This is a genomic window from Labilibaculum sp. (assembly GCF_963664555.1).
GTDB lineage: Bacteria > Bacteroidota > Bacteroidia > Bacteroidales > Marinifilaceae > Labilibaculum.
This window is the reverse complement of record NZ_OY761461.1, coordinates 1,422,483-1,439,964: the sequence shown is the minus strand read 5'-3', so window position 1 is coordinate 1,439,964 and position 17,482 is coordinate 1,422,483. Positions and strand designations below refer to the sequence as shown.

Here is a 17,482-nt window from a genome sequence, read left to right as displayed (position 1 = left end):
CTAACATTTACGTCATTTACCAACTCATTTTCATTAGTCATAAAATGCACATAAATATAATAAAAGTATTTTAGACTTTTTAATTGAAAGCTGTAAAAAAAAATATTTCCACTATTAATAACGTAGCTTACCAACACTTGAGAAAAAAAACGCCTGCTCTGATTGCCTCCCTGTTATTTCTTCCTGCCAATAAAAAACACCTGAATTACCGGATTATATTAAACCGGCGCAACATCACTCTTCTCCCCAAATATAGACTACAATCTAACAGAAACAATAAAAAACAACACACCCAATTGCAATAGTTTTTTATTAACACCTTTAGTATCTCTATAAAAATGAATATATTAGATATGTAAAAATTACAATCACAACACGAAACAAATTAATATGAACGATATTTTTAGATACACTACTCCAATTACGTATTGGTTATTAGTGCTAATTTGGTCTTACATCCTTGTATTTTACGCTAAAAAAATAAGAACGATTGATCAATCTGATAAATTATTAAAATTACTTCTTATTGTTTTGTCGATTGATGCTTTTCGAACTCTTTTCGAAAGCATTTATTTTGGTGCCTGGTATACATCTCTTTCCGAACTTCTTCCCATTGAGATTTTCAATTTTTTAGCTCAACCCAAAGTTGTGTTTATACCCAAATTTTTGAATCTTATAACAGCCGTTTTAATTTTTATCATTCTAATTAAAAAATGGTTGTCGGCAGAAATAAAAACAAAGCAGAAGAGCAAAGATTTAATTGCAGAACAATCGGAAGAATTAACCGAAAAATACCAGGAACTTTTACTGGCTAAGGAAAAAGCCATACAAAGTGAAAAGTTTACACAAATGCTTTTTAATGAGTCTCCAATAGGCTTGGTTTTAGCAAAACTTACCGGCGAATTGGTAGAAGTTAATGAAGCATATGCAAATATCATAGGCTACACTATTGAAGAAACTTTGCAATTAACCTATTGGGATATTACTCCTGAAAAATATGCCAATCAAGAAAAACTTCAATTGGATTCGCTAAACAAAACCAGAGAATATGGCCCCTACGAAAAAGAATACATTCATAAATCCGGAAAATTAATTCCCATTCGATTGCAGGGGAAAATGATTAAAAAAGACGATCAGGAACTTATATGGTCGAGTGTTGAAGATATTACCGATAAGAAAATTGCAGAAACCCTTCTTCAGGAACAAAATGAAGAATATCTGGTTTTGAATGAAGAATATCAAGCCCAAAATGAAGAATTATTATCAGCTATAGAAACAGCTGAAAAAAGTGAAACACGGTTTAAAGCTCTCCATAATGCTTCCTTTGGGGGAATTGCCATACACGACAAGGGAATAATTTTAGACTGCAATCAGGGACTTGCTGCCATAACCGGCTACTCTACTGAAGAGCTAATTGGAATGAATGGATTGTTGCTGATCGCTGAGCAGGAACGTGAGCATGTTATGGAAAATATATTAAGCGAATACGAAAACCCGTATTATAGCGTTGGCTTGCGGAAAAATGAAGATGAATATCCGATAAGATTAGAAGCCCGCCAAATTCCATATGGGGGAGAAAATGTTCGGGTTGTAGAATTTAGGGACATTACAGATCATAAAAAAACCGAACAAGAACTTAATGCTGCAAAAGAAAAAGCAGAAGAAAGCAATCGGTTAAAAACAGAATTCATCAATAATATGTCGCATGAAATCCGAACACCAATGAATGGGATTCTCGGATTTTCAGATTTATTAAATGAGCGGAACATTACAGATAAAAAACGAAAACATTACATCCAAATAATTCAAAACAGCGGAAATCAGTTAATGCACATTATCGATGATATTCTTGAAATATCAGAACTGGGGACAAAACAAATTAAACCGCAGATCGAGGAAGTTTGTTTGAATGATCTGCTATTAGATCTGTTTGCCATATATGATATAAAAGCAAAACAAAATCAAACTCCTCTGTATCTTCAAAAGGGACTTTCGGATGACGAAAGCACTCTGCTTTCTGATCCTTACAAACTGAATAAGATTATCAGCAATTTGCTGGATAATGCATTAAAATTCACACACAACGGATTGATTGAAATGGGATACACCCTTCAGAACAATAACATTATAATGTATGTGAAAGACACCGGCATTGGAATTCATTTCGAAAAACAAGAACTCATTTTTGAGCGTTTCTCGCAGGAAGAAAAAGAATTATCTCAAACCGTTGGTGGTTTAGGCCTTGGTTTATCAATTGCAAAAGAAAACGCGGAACTGATAAATGGTAAAATCACCCTGGAATCGGAAAAAGGAAAAGGATCAACATTTTATCTGAGCATTCCTTATCTGACGACAAAACCAAAAAATGAAATAAATAGTAATTCGAATGGTCAAAACTCAAATTTAAACGAAGCAAAACGTCATACTATTTTGGTTGTGGAAGACGAAGAAGTAAATTTCATATTTTTGGAGATTCTCCTATCAGAATTCGACAACAAATTAAAAATCATTCACGCAAAAAATGGAAAAGATGCAATTGACCTTTATCAAAAAAACGAAAACATCGATTTAATACTTATGGACATGAAAATGCCTGTAATGAATGGTATTGATGCCACAATAGAAATCAGAAAATTTAATCAGTCCATTCCAATTATTGCACAAACAGCATATTCATCCAGGAAAGACAAGGATGAAGCCATTGCTGCAGGCTGTAACGATTTTATCTCGAAACCAATAAAAAAAGAAAAATTGCTTGCCATCACCAATAGCTATTTAATGCAATAAAGGCGATTGCCCAACGAATACAAAATGTAATTTAAAGATACAAAAGGACGCCTACTGCGTCCTTTTGATATATATTCAGTACTGATGTTCTTGCGGTCCTTAATTCCTCCGAAAAAAAACTTTCAAGATTGACTGCCTTTAAGCCCCAGCGGGCTTTTTTTTCATTTCCCCTTCCTTTATCATAAATCTTACATTTTAAAAAGCCAAGAACATTTAACAGGATATATTCCCATTCATTTTACTTAGTTTCAAAACCGTTTTTGGAGTTTATTTTCGGAACAAAAATGTGAACCATTGGCAGGTCATCAACCGGACAACTTTAACGAGACAACTGAAAGAGAAAGCCAATGGAACCTTTTCCATACAAAACTAACTGTTTAATTATGAATCATCAAAGCTCTTTTTTTTCTTAGAGCAAGTGAAATTACCTACCGAACCTGTTAATGAAGTAATTGCCAAAGCTTAAAAATTGGCTGTTGAGACAATAAAAAACATCGTAGTGCTCGAACAACCGGGCTGAGAAAATATTGATCATTGTGAAGTTATTGATCAAATTATATTTAAAGAGAGAACTCCCCACCGACTTGAATGCAGCGAGGGGGAGTTTTAATTATTAGTTTAAAAAGACATTCAATCAGCATTCATTCCTTGAATTCCTTGCTGCATTTGGGTCATCATTTCTTTAAAAGAACTTCTCCCGAACCCAACAGCCTCGGCAGGTAAAATAAATTTTTCGGCAGGAGGAGTGGTTTTAGTCATCCGGGTAATTGCCTGCACCTCCATTTTAGCTCCTTCCATGGCATCGAGCTGAAAGGTTCGTACCTCAACGGGTATTTTCCCGGCAACCAGCTCCCATTCGTCCTGCTCCTGCTCATCCATCGAAGGAAAAATTTCAGCTAATTTCTCAGACATGCTTTTTGCTTTTTTAGCCAAACCCATACTATCGTCCGAGGCCCAGATTACCATTAGCTCCCGATCGTCTTCCAATAAATATTCACTGCACCTTTGTCCGTACTTAATCATCTCCCGGCCGGTTGCTGTAATTTGTTTGGTGGTTTTTAGCCGTCCCTTTTCAGTTTTCATTGTCATTTTCGCCTGTTCCTGCATTTCGGGTGGCAGCTGAGACATCATTTTTTGCATTGCTGCATCGGCATCTTTCTGAATGTCTGCCATGTCTCCATTCGACATCTCGTATATCTTTTTCTGCGACCAAAGAATGTAGTAAATAATACCCTTGTCATGGTTTACTATCACGGTGGTTTTTCCTTCCTCCTGTGAGGAAGATTCCACCGCAAAATTATCGCCGTCGATATAAATTGTCGATGCAATCGTCTCAATATCCCCATATTCTCTCTGAGCAGCATCTTTTAATTTACGGTCAGAAAGCTGAAGAAAAAAACGGGCCTCATCGGCAACATCATCAAACTCCATATCCGCCGGAACCAATTCGTAGTTAATGGGGATCTCATATTCTATCTGTTCGATAATGTACTGCGCCTTCAATTTAATGCTAAACACGCACACCAAACCCATCAGTAAAATCATTTTCAACTTACTCATACCAACCTCCTTTGTATTAATTTTACAATACTTTTTTTTCCTGATGAAGGATAAAACAGATTCTGAAATCCTTCTCATCAGACCTATAAAATTAATTCTTATTCACTGGCAAAACAAAAAAATAAGTTGGTCAAAAAACTGATTTATAACAAACTAAAAGTAAGATTTACGGCACTCATAAAAAATGATGTTGCTTATGTTCGGCGACCTTTTACCTGCAGATGTTACAAAGCCTATTTCTCTTAAGTCAATCTGACATTTATACCGGATCTCAAACGTCAATCTGACATTTTCACCGAATCGAAAACGACAAAATGTCAAGCAAAAAAGCTTTAAAACAGCAGGAAATCCCATCAAAATAAATACACTCCAAACATCTAGTTTTCTTACCTTTACAAAACTGACACACTCTTTACCTTTCCTATTTTGGCATCTGTTTTGATCGCATTGTATTGAATCGCGGTTCGAATACTTTTACAAGTATGTACTATTTATTTTATGATTTGGTAACTGTAAAATTAGGAGGATTTATCATGACACTAGTAAAAAGAAATTCAGACAGTTTCTTTCCATCTCTATTCGACAATTTCTTCTCCAGAGACTGGATGGATTGGAACAATTCGAACTTTTCGGACACCAACACTACATTGCCTGCAGTAAATGTTCGCGAAAACGATAATGAATACATTATTGAAGTGGCGGCTCCAGGAATGAAAAAGAATGATTTCAATGTAAGTGTAGACAACAATCAGCTTAATATTTCTTCGGAACGAAAAGAAGAAAAGGAAAGCAAGGATGAAAAATTCTCACGAAGAGAGTTTTGTTATCAGTCGTTTCACAGATCATTCCAATTACCTATTGATTTGGTTAACGGGGATAAAATTTCAGCCAAGTACAATGATGGAATTCTTAACATTCGTTTACCCAAAAAGGAAGAGGCAAAACCAAAACCTTCAAGAATGATTTCCATTACTTAATTAACAGATGGGCAGGTTAACCCCTGCCCATAAAAAACATTTTTATATCTGGCAAACAAATAATATTTCTTGAGAAAAATAATAAGCGAAAAATCGAATTTTATAAAAACAACTAAAAATGAAAAAATTTAGCTTACTATTATTATCAGCTGCAATAGGAAGTGCACTTACGATAGGAAGCTTTTTGCTGTTGCCGGGAAATGAAAGAACATTTAAAATAGAACATGTTACCGACACTCCTGTTATTGGTGCAAATTATACCGTAACTAAAGATGGTGTGCTTACCCCCTTGCAGTTCACCGATGTTTCAAAAAAAGTGATGGATGCGGTTGTTCACATTAAATCGACACGCATGCAAAATATGCAGCAATCAAAGGAAATCCCCTCTCCTTTCAGGGATTTTTTTGAGGACGACAGACTCAAAGATTTTTTCGGTCCCTATTTTCATTTTAATCCAGGAGAGCAGGAAAATACTCCGTGGGCACGAATCGGTTCAGGCTCGGGCGTAATTATCAATTCGGATGGTTATATTGTTACCAACAACCATATGGTTGAAGGTGCTGATGATATTGAGGTAAGTCTGCACGATAACAGAGTGTATAAAGCAAAAGTAATTGGTACGGATCCCACAACCGATTTGGCCTTAATTCAAATTAAAGAGAAAAATTTGGTTTACATTCCTTTTGTTGATTCCGATAAAATTGAAGTTGGCGAATGGGTGCTTGCCGTAGGAAATCCCTTTAATTTGAATTCGACCGTTACAGCCGGAATTGTGAGTGCCAAAGGCCGTAATATCAACATTCTGCAAGGTTCGAATGCCATCGAATCCTTCATCCAGACCGATGCGGCCATCAATCCCGGCAACAGTGGAGGTGCACTTGTCGACCTTAGAGGCGGCCTGGTTGGCATCAACACAGCTATTGCCAGCCCAACAGGAGCTTATTCGGGCTATGGTTTTGCCATTCCTTCGAACATTGTTAGTAAGGTGGTTGAAGACCTTATGAGCTTTGGATTTGTGCAACGTGGTTATTTGGGCATTGTTATCAGAAATGTTGATGGCAATTTGGCAAAAGAAAAAGATTTAGACCTTAGCGAGGGTGTTTATGTTGACAGCCTTCCAAGCAACAGTGCAGCCGCCGATGCTGGCATCAAAAAAGGCGATGTTATTGTAAAAGTTGACAATGCCGGCGTGAAAACAACGGCAGAACTACTCGAAACAGTTGGACGACACCGTCCGGGCGACAAACTAAACCTTCATATCAACCGAAACGGAAAAGTAAAAAATTTTACCGTTACCCTAAGAAATGCAAAAGGAGAAGCAAATCTTAGCAAAAAAGAGACTGATCAGGTTTTGGTTCGATTGGGAATAGAACTGGAAGAACTTAGTGCAAAGGAGGCAAAAAAGCTTGATGTACCAGGAGGATTGCGCGTTCGTAAGATCAATTCAGGACTGATTCAGCGTCAAACCTCTCTCAAAGAAGGTTTTATTATTCTTCAGGTTGATGGCAAAAGCATTCGTAGCATCAATGAATTCGAGAACTACCTAAACCGTAAAGGTGGAGGAATCATGCTATCGGGCATTTATGAAAATTACCCCGGTAGGTACTACTATGCCTTTGGATTGGAGTAAATTCCAAAACTTAAGCAATGGAATAATATTAAAATGTTTTCAGCTATGTTAGAACATCAAAAATTTGTTTTACAATCGGTTTCAGATCAGGAACATTTATTTCGAAAGGAGCTTCTGAAATCATTTGAATGGTTAAACGAAAAGGAATTGTATGGGTTGTTTAATTGGTTAAAAAGTAATTCCTATTTTTCTCACAAAGATTGTGTTAAGCAGGCTTTTAGTCATTTTTTAATCAAAGAAGGGGCTTAAGGACAATACGAAACTTGTAAAAAGCAAAGATAAAGAGGCTGCATTGCGTTAGATGCAGCCTCTTTATCTGTATCAGATATTTTATGCACAAAAAAAAAGAATCAACCGGTAACAATAATGCCGCAAGCAAAGGATTTTAACATCCAATAATTGCGGCATTACACCCTAACATTTATAAAAGCGGGCGACCAAAAAGGCCGTCCTTCACATGATTCTCATCAATTTACTTTTGCCATAATTTCATAGTAGCTTCCACATCCAATGCTTCGGCAAGAATAGAAATAGGATGCTCGACCTTTTTGGTGGTCGACATCTCAATTTGCCACTTACAGGTTTCGCAATCGGTAGCTACAAAATCGATATCCGAGCTCTCTATCTGATCAAAAAGCGGTTTCCCTACTCCCTGTGATGTTTTGTAATTTTCTTTCTTAAACCCGTAAGTTCCGGCAATACCGCAGCATCGTGATTCAAGCGGCACAAAATCGATTCCCGGAATCATTTTAAGCAACGCAGTGGAATAAATAGACCAGCCAAGCTTCTCCATATGACAGGGTGTATGATAAGCAATACGTTTCCTGTAATCCTTTTTGAATGCAAGCTTAAGTTTTCCCAAATCAATTAATCGGAACAGGAATCTAGTAGCCAACTCGCTTTCATCACGAATTTCGTCATTCTTCACCCCCAACAAATGCGGATATTCATCACGAATGGTGAATATACATGTTGAAGATGTAGATATTACCGGCATATTCTTGTCTACAATCGATTTTTTAAAGGCTTCGACATTATGACGTGCCTGTTTTGCTGCTTGTTTGATAAGACCATTAGAAATTAAAGCTACCCCGCAACATTTTTCTTTTTCGAGCAAATGAACACCATAACCGGCCGCATTCATAATCTTAATCAGATCTTTACCTTGCTGAGGGAAATTATAATTTACATAACAGCCATGAAAGTAGCTAACATGTTTTTTGAAATCGTTCTGCTTTGCGGCTGCATATCTTCGATACCAGGTTTCGAACCTCATCCCTGCATATTTAGGAAAAATTCGGTGGTGATCTATTTTTAAAACCCCATCCATAATGAATCGAACAGGTTTTAAAGCAACTATTGGATTTACAATGGGTGCAAATGTGCTTGCCATAGTACCTACAATATCAGTATTTGCAAGAATCATATCCCTAACTTTTGGACTTTTCCTGCTGTGTTTGATGCGTGCCATCTGGATGATATCTCCAATTTTCACTCCGTGCGGGCAAGCTACTTCACAGCGTTTGCAGTTAAGGCATAATTTCAATGACTCATCGTAAAAATTTTGATCCTTTAAGCGCAGGCGTTCTCCATCAGGGCCTGACTGCTTTGGTCCAGGATAATCTGGATTCACTTCCAGAACGGGACAATAAACAGTACAAATCGTACACTTCACACACTGTTCAAAATTATTATCACTTATATTTAATGGTTCAATTATTTCCTTTTTCATCGTCCCCTTATTTTAAAATTTGCTCAGCTACATGCAGCGAAGTCAGTAAACTGATACCTGCTCCACTGCCTTCCTTAAGAGCATTAGCTCCTCCTAATACCGAACCTGCTACATATAAATTCTCTATTGGTTTGCCATTTATTAATGCGCGGAAACCGCTGTCGGTTTTAACCCCATAATGCATATACGGCTGATCGTTAAAGAACTTCTCATCGAGCCATTTTTCACTATCGGTATCTCCATCAATATCAAGCCCCAAAATAGGCTCATATAACTTATCGCGGGTCGCCACAATACCTTTACTGTAGAAGCTTCCACTGGCCAAAACAAATTGATCAGCTTCCAGTTTAATATCTCCATGATTATTGGTCTGAACAGCAACCAGTCGGTTATTCACGAAAGTGCCTTCTTCCACATTATCACCAAGGAAATAAGTTCCACCTAATTCTTCAAATCTTTTTCGCAGCAATATCTGACTTCGTATCCCCGGAACCGATGGAGGTATGGCCGGAAGCAATACCAATGGCTTATTTATTCTTGATTTTAGATCTGTAACAACATTTTTATTGAACAATCCAAATACTGCTGGCAGAATCACAACTTCAAACCCCTCACTTAACAAATTTACCTTTTGAGCAAATTCGTTCAATGCCTCTTCTCCCTGATCGAATACTTTCGCAATATTTGTAGATCGCATTTCACTCGGATTGCGGCGGATTGCTTCAAATTCCTTCATTGCAAAATTTTTAATTTGCGCATCCACGTCAAATTTCTTAAGTCCATCTTGAACAAACAAGCTGTGAAAATCAAGAAACCCACTAAAATTTAGGATGACTGCTTTTTTCCAGGGGAATGCATCCTTTTGTTCGAAACGAGTGAAATCGTCTAAGGTCAACCAGGTTGGTTTCATTATTCCCATTGGTGTCAGCACAAAATGATTTTGGTCTGCCTCACCCAAAAACTTCAATCCGGCACGATTCAAAAACTGAGGTACTTCAACAACCAAACGAGAGATATTTTCAATTCCAAGCCTTTGGTATGGATGTGTATCCGGCAATGTTGTTATCGCATCCAACGGATTATTCACCTCTATTCCATCCAGCTTTCCAAGCAAATCAAATGAACCTGAAAAAAAATGAATCGCACTCTGACCCGATGAAACAATTGCACATTTTTTCCCTTGCTCCGCCAGTTTAATTCCGCATGTGAGCCCACTCAACCCACCTCCTATAATAATGTTATCGAATTTCATAGTAATCCTTGCTTAATTGTTATCAGGTTTCAAACCATATATGCCTTCGTAAATCCATGAAGTAAACTGAATCTCATTAATTCCCTCTCCCCAGGTAATCGGCAGCATTCCTTTCCATCTTTCCTGAAGAAATCTAGCCAAATCATCTTTTGCTTTGCCCGGTTTTTCTGAAGACTCACAAAGAAGTCCGGCCGAACGGCAAGCACACAATTCTCCCTGACAAGTTCCCATACCAACACGGGTACGGCGTCGCAAGTCCTTCAGATTTTTCACATGCAACTCATTAATCGCATATCTTACCTCGGCTACTGATACACCTTCACACTCACAAACCAATGAGTCTTCGTAGTCGTCTCCATTTGAAATATTCTTCGCAAGTGTACCATGACGATCCTTCGCCGACTTTTGGGAGATATTAGCCCCTGTATAAACTTTTTCCGTAGCAATGCTTAGCGGATGTTCACTCTTTTCTGCACCTGGCAATACCTTATCGGCTGTTTCACATTGCTTGACAACAGCCAGTTTTTTACAGATTAAATCAGTCGCTTCTTCAGCCATTAAACGGTATGTCATTAGCTTGCCGCCAGTAATCGTGATAAAACCGGAAAGCCCGTCCCGTTCCTGATGATCCAACAAAACAATTCCACGACTAATATTTCTTCCGGTTGGATCATTGTCTGCGGCAACTAAAGGACGCACACCTGCATAGGCACGCAGAATACGAGTAGCAGCCAATGATGGAGAAAGTTTCACGCCCTCACGAATCAATACATCTACATCCTTTCTGGATACATACATATTATCAATTTGGTCGTATGGAATTCTTTCCGATGTAGTCCCAATCAGACAAATTGTGTCTCCCGGTACCAAAATGTCAGCATTAGATGGTTTTCGACATCTGTTAATTACCATTTTATTAACGCGGTGTCCAAAAATAAGTAAGGAACCTTTTGCAGGAAACATATTGATATTGACACCGGCCAAATTAGCAATATGATGCCCCCAAATACCTCCGGCATTCACTATTATTTTGCCGTAACAGGTTACATTTTCTTTTGTTTCATGATTGAACAACTCCACACCTACAGCCCGATCCTGTTCTTTCACAATACCTTTCACCTCATGTCGTGTTAAAAGAACCGCTCCATGAATACTGGCATCCAGGGCATTTGACATTGTAAGGCGAAAAGGATCCACAGAACCATCAGGTACTTTCACAGCACCAATCAAATCAGGATTGACCGATGGTTCAATGCGGCGGGCAAAATCAGGATCAAGAATTTCAGTCCCGATTCCGGCAGTTTTACAGGCATCTACAAATTGTGATTGAAAAGCGATGTCATCTTCCGGCAGGGTAATAAATAATCCATCATTCTCTTCCACACAATGGTTTGCAATACGACGCAGAATCATATTCTCTTTTATACATTCTGCTGCTGACTCATGATCCGTTACGGCATATCGTGCCCCGCTATGCAACAAGCCATGATTCCGTCCTGTAGCACCTGTGGCAAAATCATGACGTTCAACAAGCAAAACACTTAGCCCACGCATTGCACAATCCCTTGCTGTTCCTGCTCCGGTAGCTCCACCTCCTATGATTATCACATCGTACTCTTTGGATATATTCTTGTTCATGATGAATTCTATTTTTTTGACATCTTCCTTTTTTCAATTGTGTGTTGCTGAATAAAATCTTTTACTCCAGATCTTTTATAAGTCCGGCTGTTTTTATTTCAGACGAACAACAATTACTGATTCGCACATGGCAAATATAAATATTTTACCTAGTATTACAAAGTACATACCATTTAAATGTATTCTGTATTGTAAAGGCTTCATTATAACCATATAATAACATTGCAAAAACAATCACTAGTAAAAGCACCAATCATCAACTAAGAAATAATTTGAGGATAATCACAAAAAAAAGGGGCTTTATCAAATCTGATAAAGCCTCTTCTCAATTTATACTTATTTTATACTTTCTCTACCTTTTTTATTCCGCGTCGGTTAAAAATAATCCGGTAACGACGGTAACTTGTTTGGTTATCAAGTTTAAAGCGGAATATCATATTAACAAAGTATACCTTTTCGCCGGATATTTTTTCAAATTCCTCGTCTTTTAAATAGTAAAGCGGTATTTCAGGATTATCCATTTTCTTAATAAAGTTCGATACATTAAATCGAATAATATCAACCACTCCTGTAATGTTGTAATCTCCGTAGGAATTATCTAATGCCACCCTGTCAAGGCGAAGAAGTTTGCGATAAAAAATAATTTTCTCACCAACACCCCGGCTTTCTACATCAACAATCCGAGACCGGTCGCGGTGTTTCATTACCCGCAAGGGAACGGTATCTTCCCGAACAAAATCGAAACTCTCTTTGCACCAACCAATTTCCTCATCTCCTTTTACACGAATAACGGTTTTATGATCGAAAAAACGCTTGTTAATCTTTCCCACCAGATAAAGCCGGCTAAGGTCTTTAATTCTATCTTTAAGCATATAAATAATTACCAAGGAAATAAACAAAGGCATGGTAAAGGTTCCCAGGCTTTTCTGAAAAAGAAAGGTAAGTGCCGCTCCAAAAATCATAGCCAATCCTGCCGCCAGACTATACAATACCTGCATGGCCAAAACCCCCTCCTTTTTCTTTCGGGAGTTCAGCAACAGCTGACCTTCGAAATATTTCTTAAAGGCACCTCTCCGGTGCACCAACCAACGATTTTTATCCTGTGCCTTCTCCTCAACTACCAAATACCCTTTGCTTCTTTTGTAGGCTATTTCTTCTCTAACCAGGCTCAGAATCTCATTTTTACTAAGCTCAAAATCCGAATGGTGCATTTTTTGTAATCCCCGATGCAAATAGAAAGAATGCTGCTCAAACTGATTGCTCATGAACTCATCACCAAACAAATAGTAATCAAACATTTCCTTTTGAATCGTTGGTACATTCACAATTCTGCGTAAGTCGCGGTAATGTCTTCCAATTTTCCGAACATTCGAAATGTATTCATCAACAAGGTACTGACGATCATCAGCCAATTCGCTTTGAAGAATATGCTGAATTTCTCTGCGAAGCGCCGATCGGGTAATAATATGAAACATCCGAATGTGGTACTCATAATTCGCCTCATTTTTAGAATTGGGTTCGTTGGCCAGTTTATGAAAGGCTTCCTCAAGATACTGAAAAACAGAATGATCGCCCAAAGCAATATCCCTCAACAAATAGGTAGGTGTAATCAAACGAATATTAGAATTAAATATATTTGGTTTTTCAAATCGTGTAAATTTTCTTGAACGAATCGTGTAAATTCTGCATAATTCACAAAATGAAAATTTCAACAGAATGACGTACTTTCGAATGTAACTTAGGGTACATGTGCACTTTTATGAACCTATGCCATTCAAGGAGGGATCTTCATTGCACTGAAGGTATTCTACTCTAATCTAATAACACCGACAACAATAGCAATGCCGGTTATTTCTTTCATTGGTATATCGAAAGGCTCATAGTCTTTATTGTCCGATACAGCAAGCATACAGCTCTTAATTTCGCTTTTCTTTAGCCGTTTAATCAATATACCCTGCTCTGCTGTTGCAATAACATGTACTTTATTCCATTGTATAAAATTGCTTTCTTTAATAATTCGGCAGGCTACAACGTCACCACTATTGTATTTGGGGTACATACTACTACCGCAAACCTCAATCATAAAGTCGATCTTACGGTCTTTAAACTTCGGGATTACATAGTAATCCTTTACATCTTGTTCTGCAATTGAAAACTCACCATTGCCAAAACCGGCAATTGCATTGACTGAAACAAATGGGATGGGGAGAACATTAAAGGTTTTTACTTTTTCATATTCCTGACCATCCTCGTTTACAAATTCATACTTCCTCTTATTACCTTCATTAATCGTCGTGTTACCGGCAACAACATCAGCTATGTTTTGCATCCCTTGTCCGGTAAGTAACCAATCCTTGCTTAAGTGTTCACATTTTGAAAACAATAAGTCATAATCAATACTTCCACGCTTTTTCCAATTAGAAAGCGTAGACTTACTTACCTCTAAAAACCTTGACAATTCTGCATCTGAGCCAATTTTTAGAGCTTCTTTTAAGCGAATAAGAATTTCGTCTATCTCTAGATTAGTTTTCAATTAGTGAACTTTTATAGGTAAAATGTTTGTTCGTTTACAATTTGTAAACTATATTTGTCGTGTATTCATTACAAAACTATAATTAAAATGGATAGCGAACAAATAATTAATCAAGAAGCTTACGAATTGGGTAAGCAAATAACAGGCTCCGATAGGGTCCTAATACAGACAAACTTAGGGATTACAGAAAGCACTGTAAACGTTGTGTTGTCTGGAAAAAGACGTGCCATAAGAGGGAAAGCCAAAGAGGTAATCGAGATGGCTAAAAAAATAGCCAAGATAAACGACGCGAAAGCTGATCTCTTTTAACATGCCTACCTACAACGATAACATACTATGCACTACTCGCGATGAACTTGTAGCTTGTGGAATTTCCGCAAGCTACATTAATCGTGCACTTGCAGGTCAACGCAAGGGTGAAGTATATTGTTGGGAACATCACAAGCAAGGCAAGCAAGTGTACATACACTACCACAGCCTTAAAGAAAAGTACCAAGTTTTAATCAAAGCGGTACATTGTAACAAGCTCGAACCAGAGATTTATCTAAAGCAAGAGCAAGTTGAAAAAGCAACTGCCGTATTTGAAAATCTAGCAGATCAGGTTTCTCTTTTAGTTTCTTCTAATCCTGAAGAGATTAAATACTTAACCGAAACAAAGCTTTACACACCTTCAGAAGTACACCAGTTGGCACGTGCGGCTGCTTGGCTTCGTTTGATCAATGAATACGACGTTAAAAAGGCTAGAAAACTTGGTTTTAAATCTGTAAACGATTTTCGTAGTGAAGTGTTTAAACGCTGTTTAAATGAACAAACTTCAAGCCCGGCTCTCATTCGATTTAAAAAGACTTTAATTACCAACGTACGCACGCTTGTTAAGAATGCAGTAGAGTACAAAAACAACGGCATAACAAGCTTAATACATGGTGGCGTAGGCAATGTAAATCGTGAGAAAACAGACACGGTAATGCATGCCAAGCTGGTTAAGTTAGCCAGTGAGCCTGTAAAGTATAGTTGGGAAGATGTAGCCATGATGTACAACGATTGGGCATTAGCCAACGCCAAGCCACAAATTACAACATCAACGGTTAAGTCCTATTTAAACACACCTAAGATCAAAAAGGTGTGGTTCTATGCCCGACATGGGAAACATGCAGCTGATAATGAAATACAATCGCTTATTAATCGTAAAACGCCAAGTTTCCCTGATGCATTGTGGTCTATTGATGGTACATCGATGCAGCTTTATTACGTAGGTGTTGATGGCAAAATAAAATCTGACCTATACGTTTACTTTATTACCGATGCTTGCACAAGTGCAATTATAGGCATATCAATAGCATTTGCCGAAACTTCAGGTATGGTTACCGAAGCTTTACGCAATGCTGTTGATACATACAAATACAAGCCGTATCAGTTGCAGTACGATAACAGTTCTGCCAACGTATCAGTTGCCGTTAAAAATCTAATGAGCAACATGAGCCGGGTACATTTCCCTTGTGAACCATACAAAGGCCGCTCAAAGTATGTTGAGTCCATTATCGGTCACTTTCAACAGCGCGTATTACGCCACTATTCTAACTTTAAGGGTGGTAACATTGATGTTAAATCTCTAAACTCACAGGCTAATCCCGAATTACTGGCATGGCTCCGCAAAAATCCTGAAGCATTGCCTGATCGTAACGGTGTTATTGAAATGTTGCACGATGCAGTCGCTAAATGGAACGCCAGAGGCGAAAAACGTGACAGTTTTGGACGTTTTGTGGGACAAAGTAAGATTGAACGTTACACCACCATACAACACGAACAACGTGCTGAGTTGAACTATTTCGACCGCATAAGCATGTTTATGGTTGAGCAACGATTGCCTTACCCTTACGGGACCAACGGTATTGTTATAGATGTGAAAGGCGAAGAGCATCATTTCATAGTGCCTGATAGCGACAATGTGGGTGACTTCATGTTTGCCAACGATAACCTGGGCGAAAAATTCAAGGTTAAAATAGACCGCGACAATCCAGATATGATCGCATTGTACCGCGATGGAATATTTATCGATTTTGCCTACAACAAGGAACGTTATGCCGCTTGTGTTGCAGATTCTCAACCGGGCGAAACTGCCAGAAGAGTTCAATTCAAGCAAAAGCAGGTTGAATGGGGCGAAGAGTACTCTAAACGTGAGCTTGAAAAGCAAATGATCAAGCTGGGCGAAATGCAGGCCACAGGTACCGAAGGTTTCGGTTGGTACGATACTTCTAAATACAATCAAAACAGACGTGAGGCTGCATTGGAAGATGCGCAAAACGGAATGGGCGACGGCTTAACCGACAAGCAACGCAGGATATTAAGAATTGGAAAATAAAAAAGGCGCACCGCCAACCACAGCAATGCGCCAATATATCACTAACAAAGTAGTAATAACAATCAAAGCAAAAGTATGAAAAAGTACAGCTTAGAACAAAAAAAAGACCTGCGTAATAAAATTATTGCGTTGCAAGAAGCTTCAGGACTGTCAGGTAACAACTTTGCGACACAGCGTTTAGGCTTCTCTAACGGCTCCAAATTCAGCCACATCCGTAACAATTGGGACAAAAACGGAATGGTCGGAAACGACACTTGGGAAGTGATCGAAAAGCACATCGAGAAAAACGAAGGTTACAAAGGTGTAGCTACTGCCAATCTTCAAAAAGTGTGGCAAACATGCGAGCGTGCTTACATGCTTAAAAAGCCAATGGCTGTTGTTGGTGAAGGTGGTATGGGTAAAACCTTTGCGGTTGAGAAATACAAAGAATACATCGAGGCACAGCAACGCTTTCAGGTGGTTCATTTCGATGCTTCGGAAACAAAAACAACCAAACAGTTTTTGATTGGTCTGTTAGAAGCCTTGGAAATTTACAAGCCCGGAACCATAGCCTCCCAACTTCGCATGCTTCGCAAACATGTAATTAAAAAGGACATGCTTTTGATTATCGACGAAGTAAGCAGTCTGAAAAATCACCATGTGGTAATTATTAAGGATGTGATGACTGCCTTAAAAGATAAGTGTGGCATTGTATTTACCGGTACACCATACTTCATCAACAACCTGAACAAAGGAGCCATAAAAGACCGACACTTATTCTCTGAAACACGCGACCGCCTGTTTATGCTTCCTGAGCAACTGGATAAACCTACACCAGCTGAGGCCTTAGAAGTTTTTAAAGCCAATGGCGTTACCGATCCTGAAGTACTTGAAATTGTAATGGGTAGCAAGCCTGAATTTAGAAAGCATAGCTGGTTGGCAAAACAAAGCTACCGTGGCATCAAAGATTGCTTAGACATGTTGGCAATGTCGGAAATGCCGGCTATCGATTTTAATAACATTCAATTGTAATTG

General features: G+C 38.3%; 13 protein-coding genes. 7 read left to right on the top strand and 6 right to left on the bottom strand.

Annotated features, from left to right (window positions below; all coding sequences use genetic code 11):
- Window positions 1-390 precede the first annotated feature (390 nt).
- Window positions 391-2,787: a PAS domain-containing hybrid sensor histidine kinase/response regulator gene (locus ACKU4N_RS05925; RefSeq protein WP_321321544.1), complete on the top strand. Its 2,397-nt coding sequence runs from the start codon at window positions 391-393 to the stop codon at window positions 2,785-2,787.
- A gap of 630 nt (window positions 2,788-3,417) precedes the next feature.
- On the opposite strand, the gene ACKU4N_RS05920 is transcribed toward ACKU4N_RS05925, so the two are convergent.
- Complete coding sequence (locus ACKU4N_RS05920; protein ID WP_321321542.1) at window positions 3,418-4,347, bottom strand: hypothetical protein; 930 nt, start codon at window positions 4,345-4,347, stop codon at window positions 3,418-3,420.
- Between the two features lie 533 nt (window positions 4,348-4,880).
- Between ACKU4N_RS05920 and ACKU4N_RS05915 the strand changes: the two genes are divergently transcribed.
- The 3 genes from ACKU4N_RS05915 (at window position 4,881) to ACKU4N_RS05905 (ending at window position 7,203) form a co-directional block, all read left to right on the top strand.
- Complete coding sequence (locus tag ACKU4N_RS05915; protein WP_321321541.1) at window positions 4,881-5,324, top strand: Hsp20/alpha crystallin family protein; 444 nt, start codon at window positions 4,881-4,883, stop codon at window positions 5,322-5,324.
- Window positions 5,325-5,442: 118 nt separating this feature from the next.
- A complete protein-coding gene (locus tag ACKU4N_RS05910) occupies window positions 5,443-6,954 on the top strand; it encodes a Do family serine endopeptidase (protein WP_321321539.1) in 1,512 nt (503 codons plus the stop codon).
- A gap of 45 nt (window positions 6,955-6,999) precedes the next feature.
- Window positions 7,000-7,203, top strand: a complete 204-nt coding sequence (locus tag ACKU4N_RS05905; protein ID WP_321321537.1) for a hypothetical protein — start codon at window positions 7,000-7,002, stop codon at window positions 7,201-7,203.
- A gap of 223 nt (window positions 7,204-7,426) precedes the next feature.
- Here ACKU4N_RS05905 and glpC read toward each other — a convergent pair whose 3' ends face one another.
- From glpC to ACKU4N_RS05880, 5 genes are all read right to left on the bottom strand, one after another.
- Window positions 7,427-8,686 (bottom strand): anaerobic glycerol-3-phosphate dehydrogenase subunit GlpC, encoded by a 1,260-nt coding sequence (gene glpC / locus ACKU4N_RS05900; protein WP_321321535.1) that lies wholly within the window; start codon window positions 8,684-8,686, stop codon window positions 7,427-7,429.
- 7 nt (window positions 8,687-8,693) lie between these two features.
- Window positions 8,694-9,938, bottom strand: a complete 1,245-nt coding sequence (glpB, locus tag ACKU4N_RS05895; protein ID WP_321321533.1) for a glycerol-3-phosphate dehydrogenase subunit GlpB — start codon at window positions 9,936-9,938, stop codon at window positions 8,694-8,696.
- A 12-nt stretch (window positions 9,939-9,950) separates the two neighbouring features.
- Complete coding sequence (glpA, locus tag ACKU4N_RS05890; RefSeq protein ID WP_321321531.1) at window positions 9,951-11,576, bottom strand: anaerobic glycerol-3-phosphate dehydrogenase subunit A; 1,626 nt, start codon at window positions 11,574-11,576, stop codon at window positions 9,951-9,953.
- A 341-nt stretch (window positions 11,577-11,917) separates the two neighbouring features.
- On the bottom strand, window positions 11,918-13,189 hold the full coding sequence (locus tag ACKU4N_RS05885) for a hypothetical protein (RefSeq protein WP_321321528.1): 1,272 nt from the start codon (window positions 13,187-13,189) through the stop codon (window positions 11,918-11,920).
- A 194-nt stretch (window positions 13,190-13,383) separates the two neighbouring features.
- Window positions 13,384-14,109, bottom strand: a complete 726-nt coding sequence (locus ACKU4N_RS05880) for a LexA family transcriptional regulator (protein WP_321321525.1) — start codon at window positions 14,107-14,109, stop codon at window positions 13,384-13,386.
- Between the two features lie 87 nt (window positions 14,110-14,196).
- On the opposite strand from ACKU4N_RS05880, the gene ACKU4N_RS05875 reads away from it, so the two are divergent.
- The 3 genes from ACKU4N_RS05875 (at window position 14,197) to ACKU4N_RS05865 (ending at window position 17,479) form a co-directional block, all read left to right on the top strand.
- Complete coding sequence (locus ACKU4N_RS05875) at window positions 14,197-14,418, top strand: hypothetical protein (protein ID WP_321321523.1); 222 nt, start codon at window positions 14,197-14,199, stop codon at window positions 14,416-14,418.
- Window position 14,419: 1 nt separating this feature from the next.
- On the top strand, window positions 14,420-16,468 hold the full coding sequence (locus ACKU4N_RS05870; protein WP_321321521.1) for a DDE-type integrase/transposase/recombinase: 2,049 nt from the start codon (window positions 14,420-14,422) through the stop codon (window positions 16,466-16,468).
- A gap of 75 nt (window positions 16,469-16,543) precedes the next feature.
- Window positions 16,544-17,479, top strand: a complete 936-nt coding sequence (locus tag ACKU4N_RS05865; protein WP_321321520.1) for an AAA family ATPase — start codon at window positions 16,544-16,546, stop codon at window positions 17,477-17,479.
- Window positions 17,480-17,482: the final 3 nt, after the last annotated feature.

What these genes read in the sequence shown, in the direction of transcription:
- ACKU4N_RS05915 (WP_321321541.1), top strand. Translation starts at nt 4,881, where the DNA reads ATGACACTAGTAAAAAGAAATTCAGACAGTTTCTTTCCATCTCTATTC.
- glpB (WP_321321533.1), bottom strand. Translation starts at nt 9,938, where the DNA reads ATGAAATTCGATAACATTATTATAGGAGGTGGGTTGAGTGGGCTCACA.
- glpA (WP_321321531.1), bottom strand. Translation starts at nt 11,576, where the DNA reads ATGAACAAGAATATATCCAAAGAGTACGATGTGATAATCATAGGAGGT.
- ACKU4N_RS05865 (WP_321321520.1), top strand. Translation starts at nt 16,544, where the DNA reads ATGAAAAAGTACAGCTTAGAACAAAAAAAAGACCTGCGTAATAAAATT.
- ACKU4N_RS05910 (WP_321321539.1), top strand. Translation starts at nt 5,443, where the DNA reads ATGAAAAAATTTAGCTTACTATTATTATCAGCTGCAATAGGAAGTGCA.
- glpC (WP_321321535.1), bottom strand. Translation starts at nt 8,686, where the DNA reads ATGAAAAAGGAAATAATTGAACCATTAAATATAAGTGATAATAATTTT.
- ACKU4N_RS05905 (WP_321321537.1), top strand. Translation starts at nt 7,000, where the DNA reads ATGTTAGAACATCAAAAATTTGTTTTACAATCGGTTTCAGATCAGGAA.
- ACKU4N_RS05875 (WP_321321523.1), top strand. Translation starts at nt 14,197, where the DNA reads ATGGATAGCGAACAAATAATTAATCAAGAAGCTTACGAATTGGGTAAG.
- ACKU4N_RS05870 (WP_321321521.1), top strand. Translation starts at nt 14,420, where the DNA reads ATGCCTACCTACAACGATAACATACTATGCACTACTCGCGATGAACTT.
- ACKU4N_RS05920 (WP_321321542.1), bottom strand. Translation starts at nt 4,347, where the DNA reads ATGAGTAAGTTGAAAATGATTTTACTGATGGGTTTGGTGTGCGTGTTT.
- ACKU4N_RS05925 (WP_321321544.1), top strand. Translation starts at nt 391, where the DNA reads ATGAACGATATTTTTAGATACACTACTCCAATTACGTATTGGTTATTA.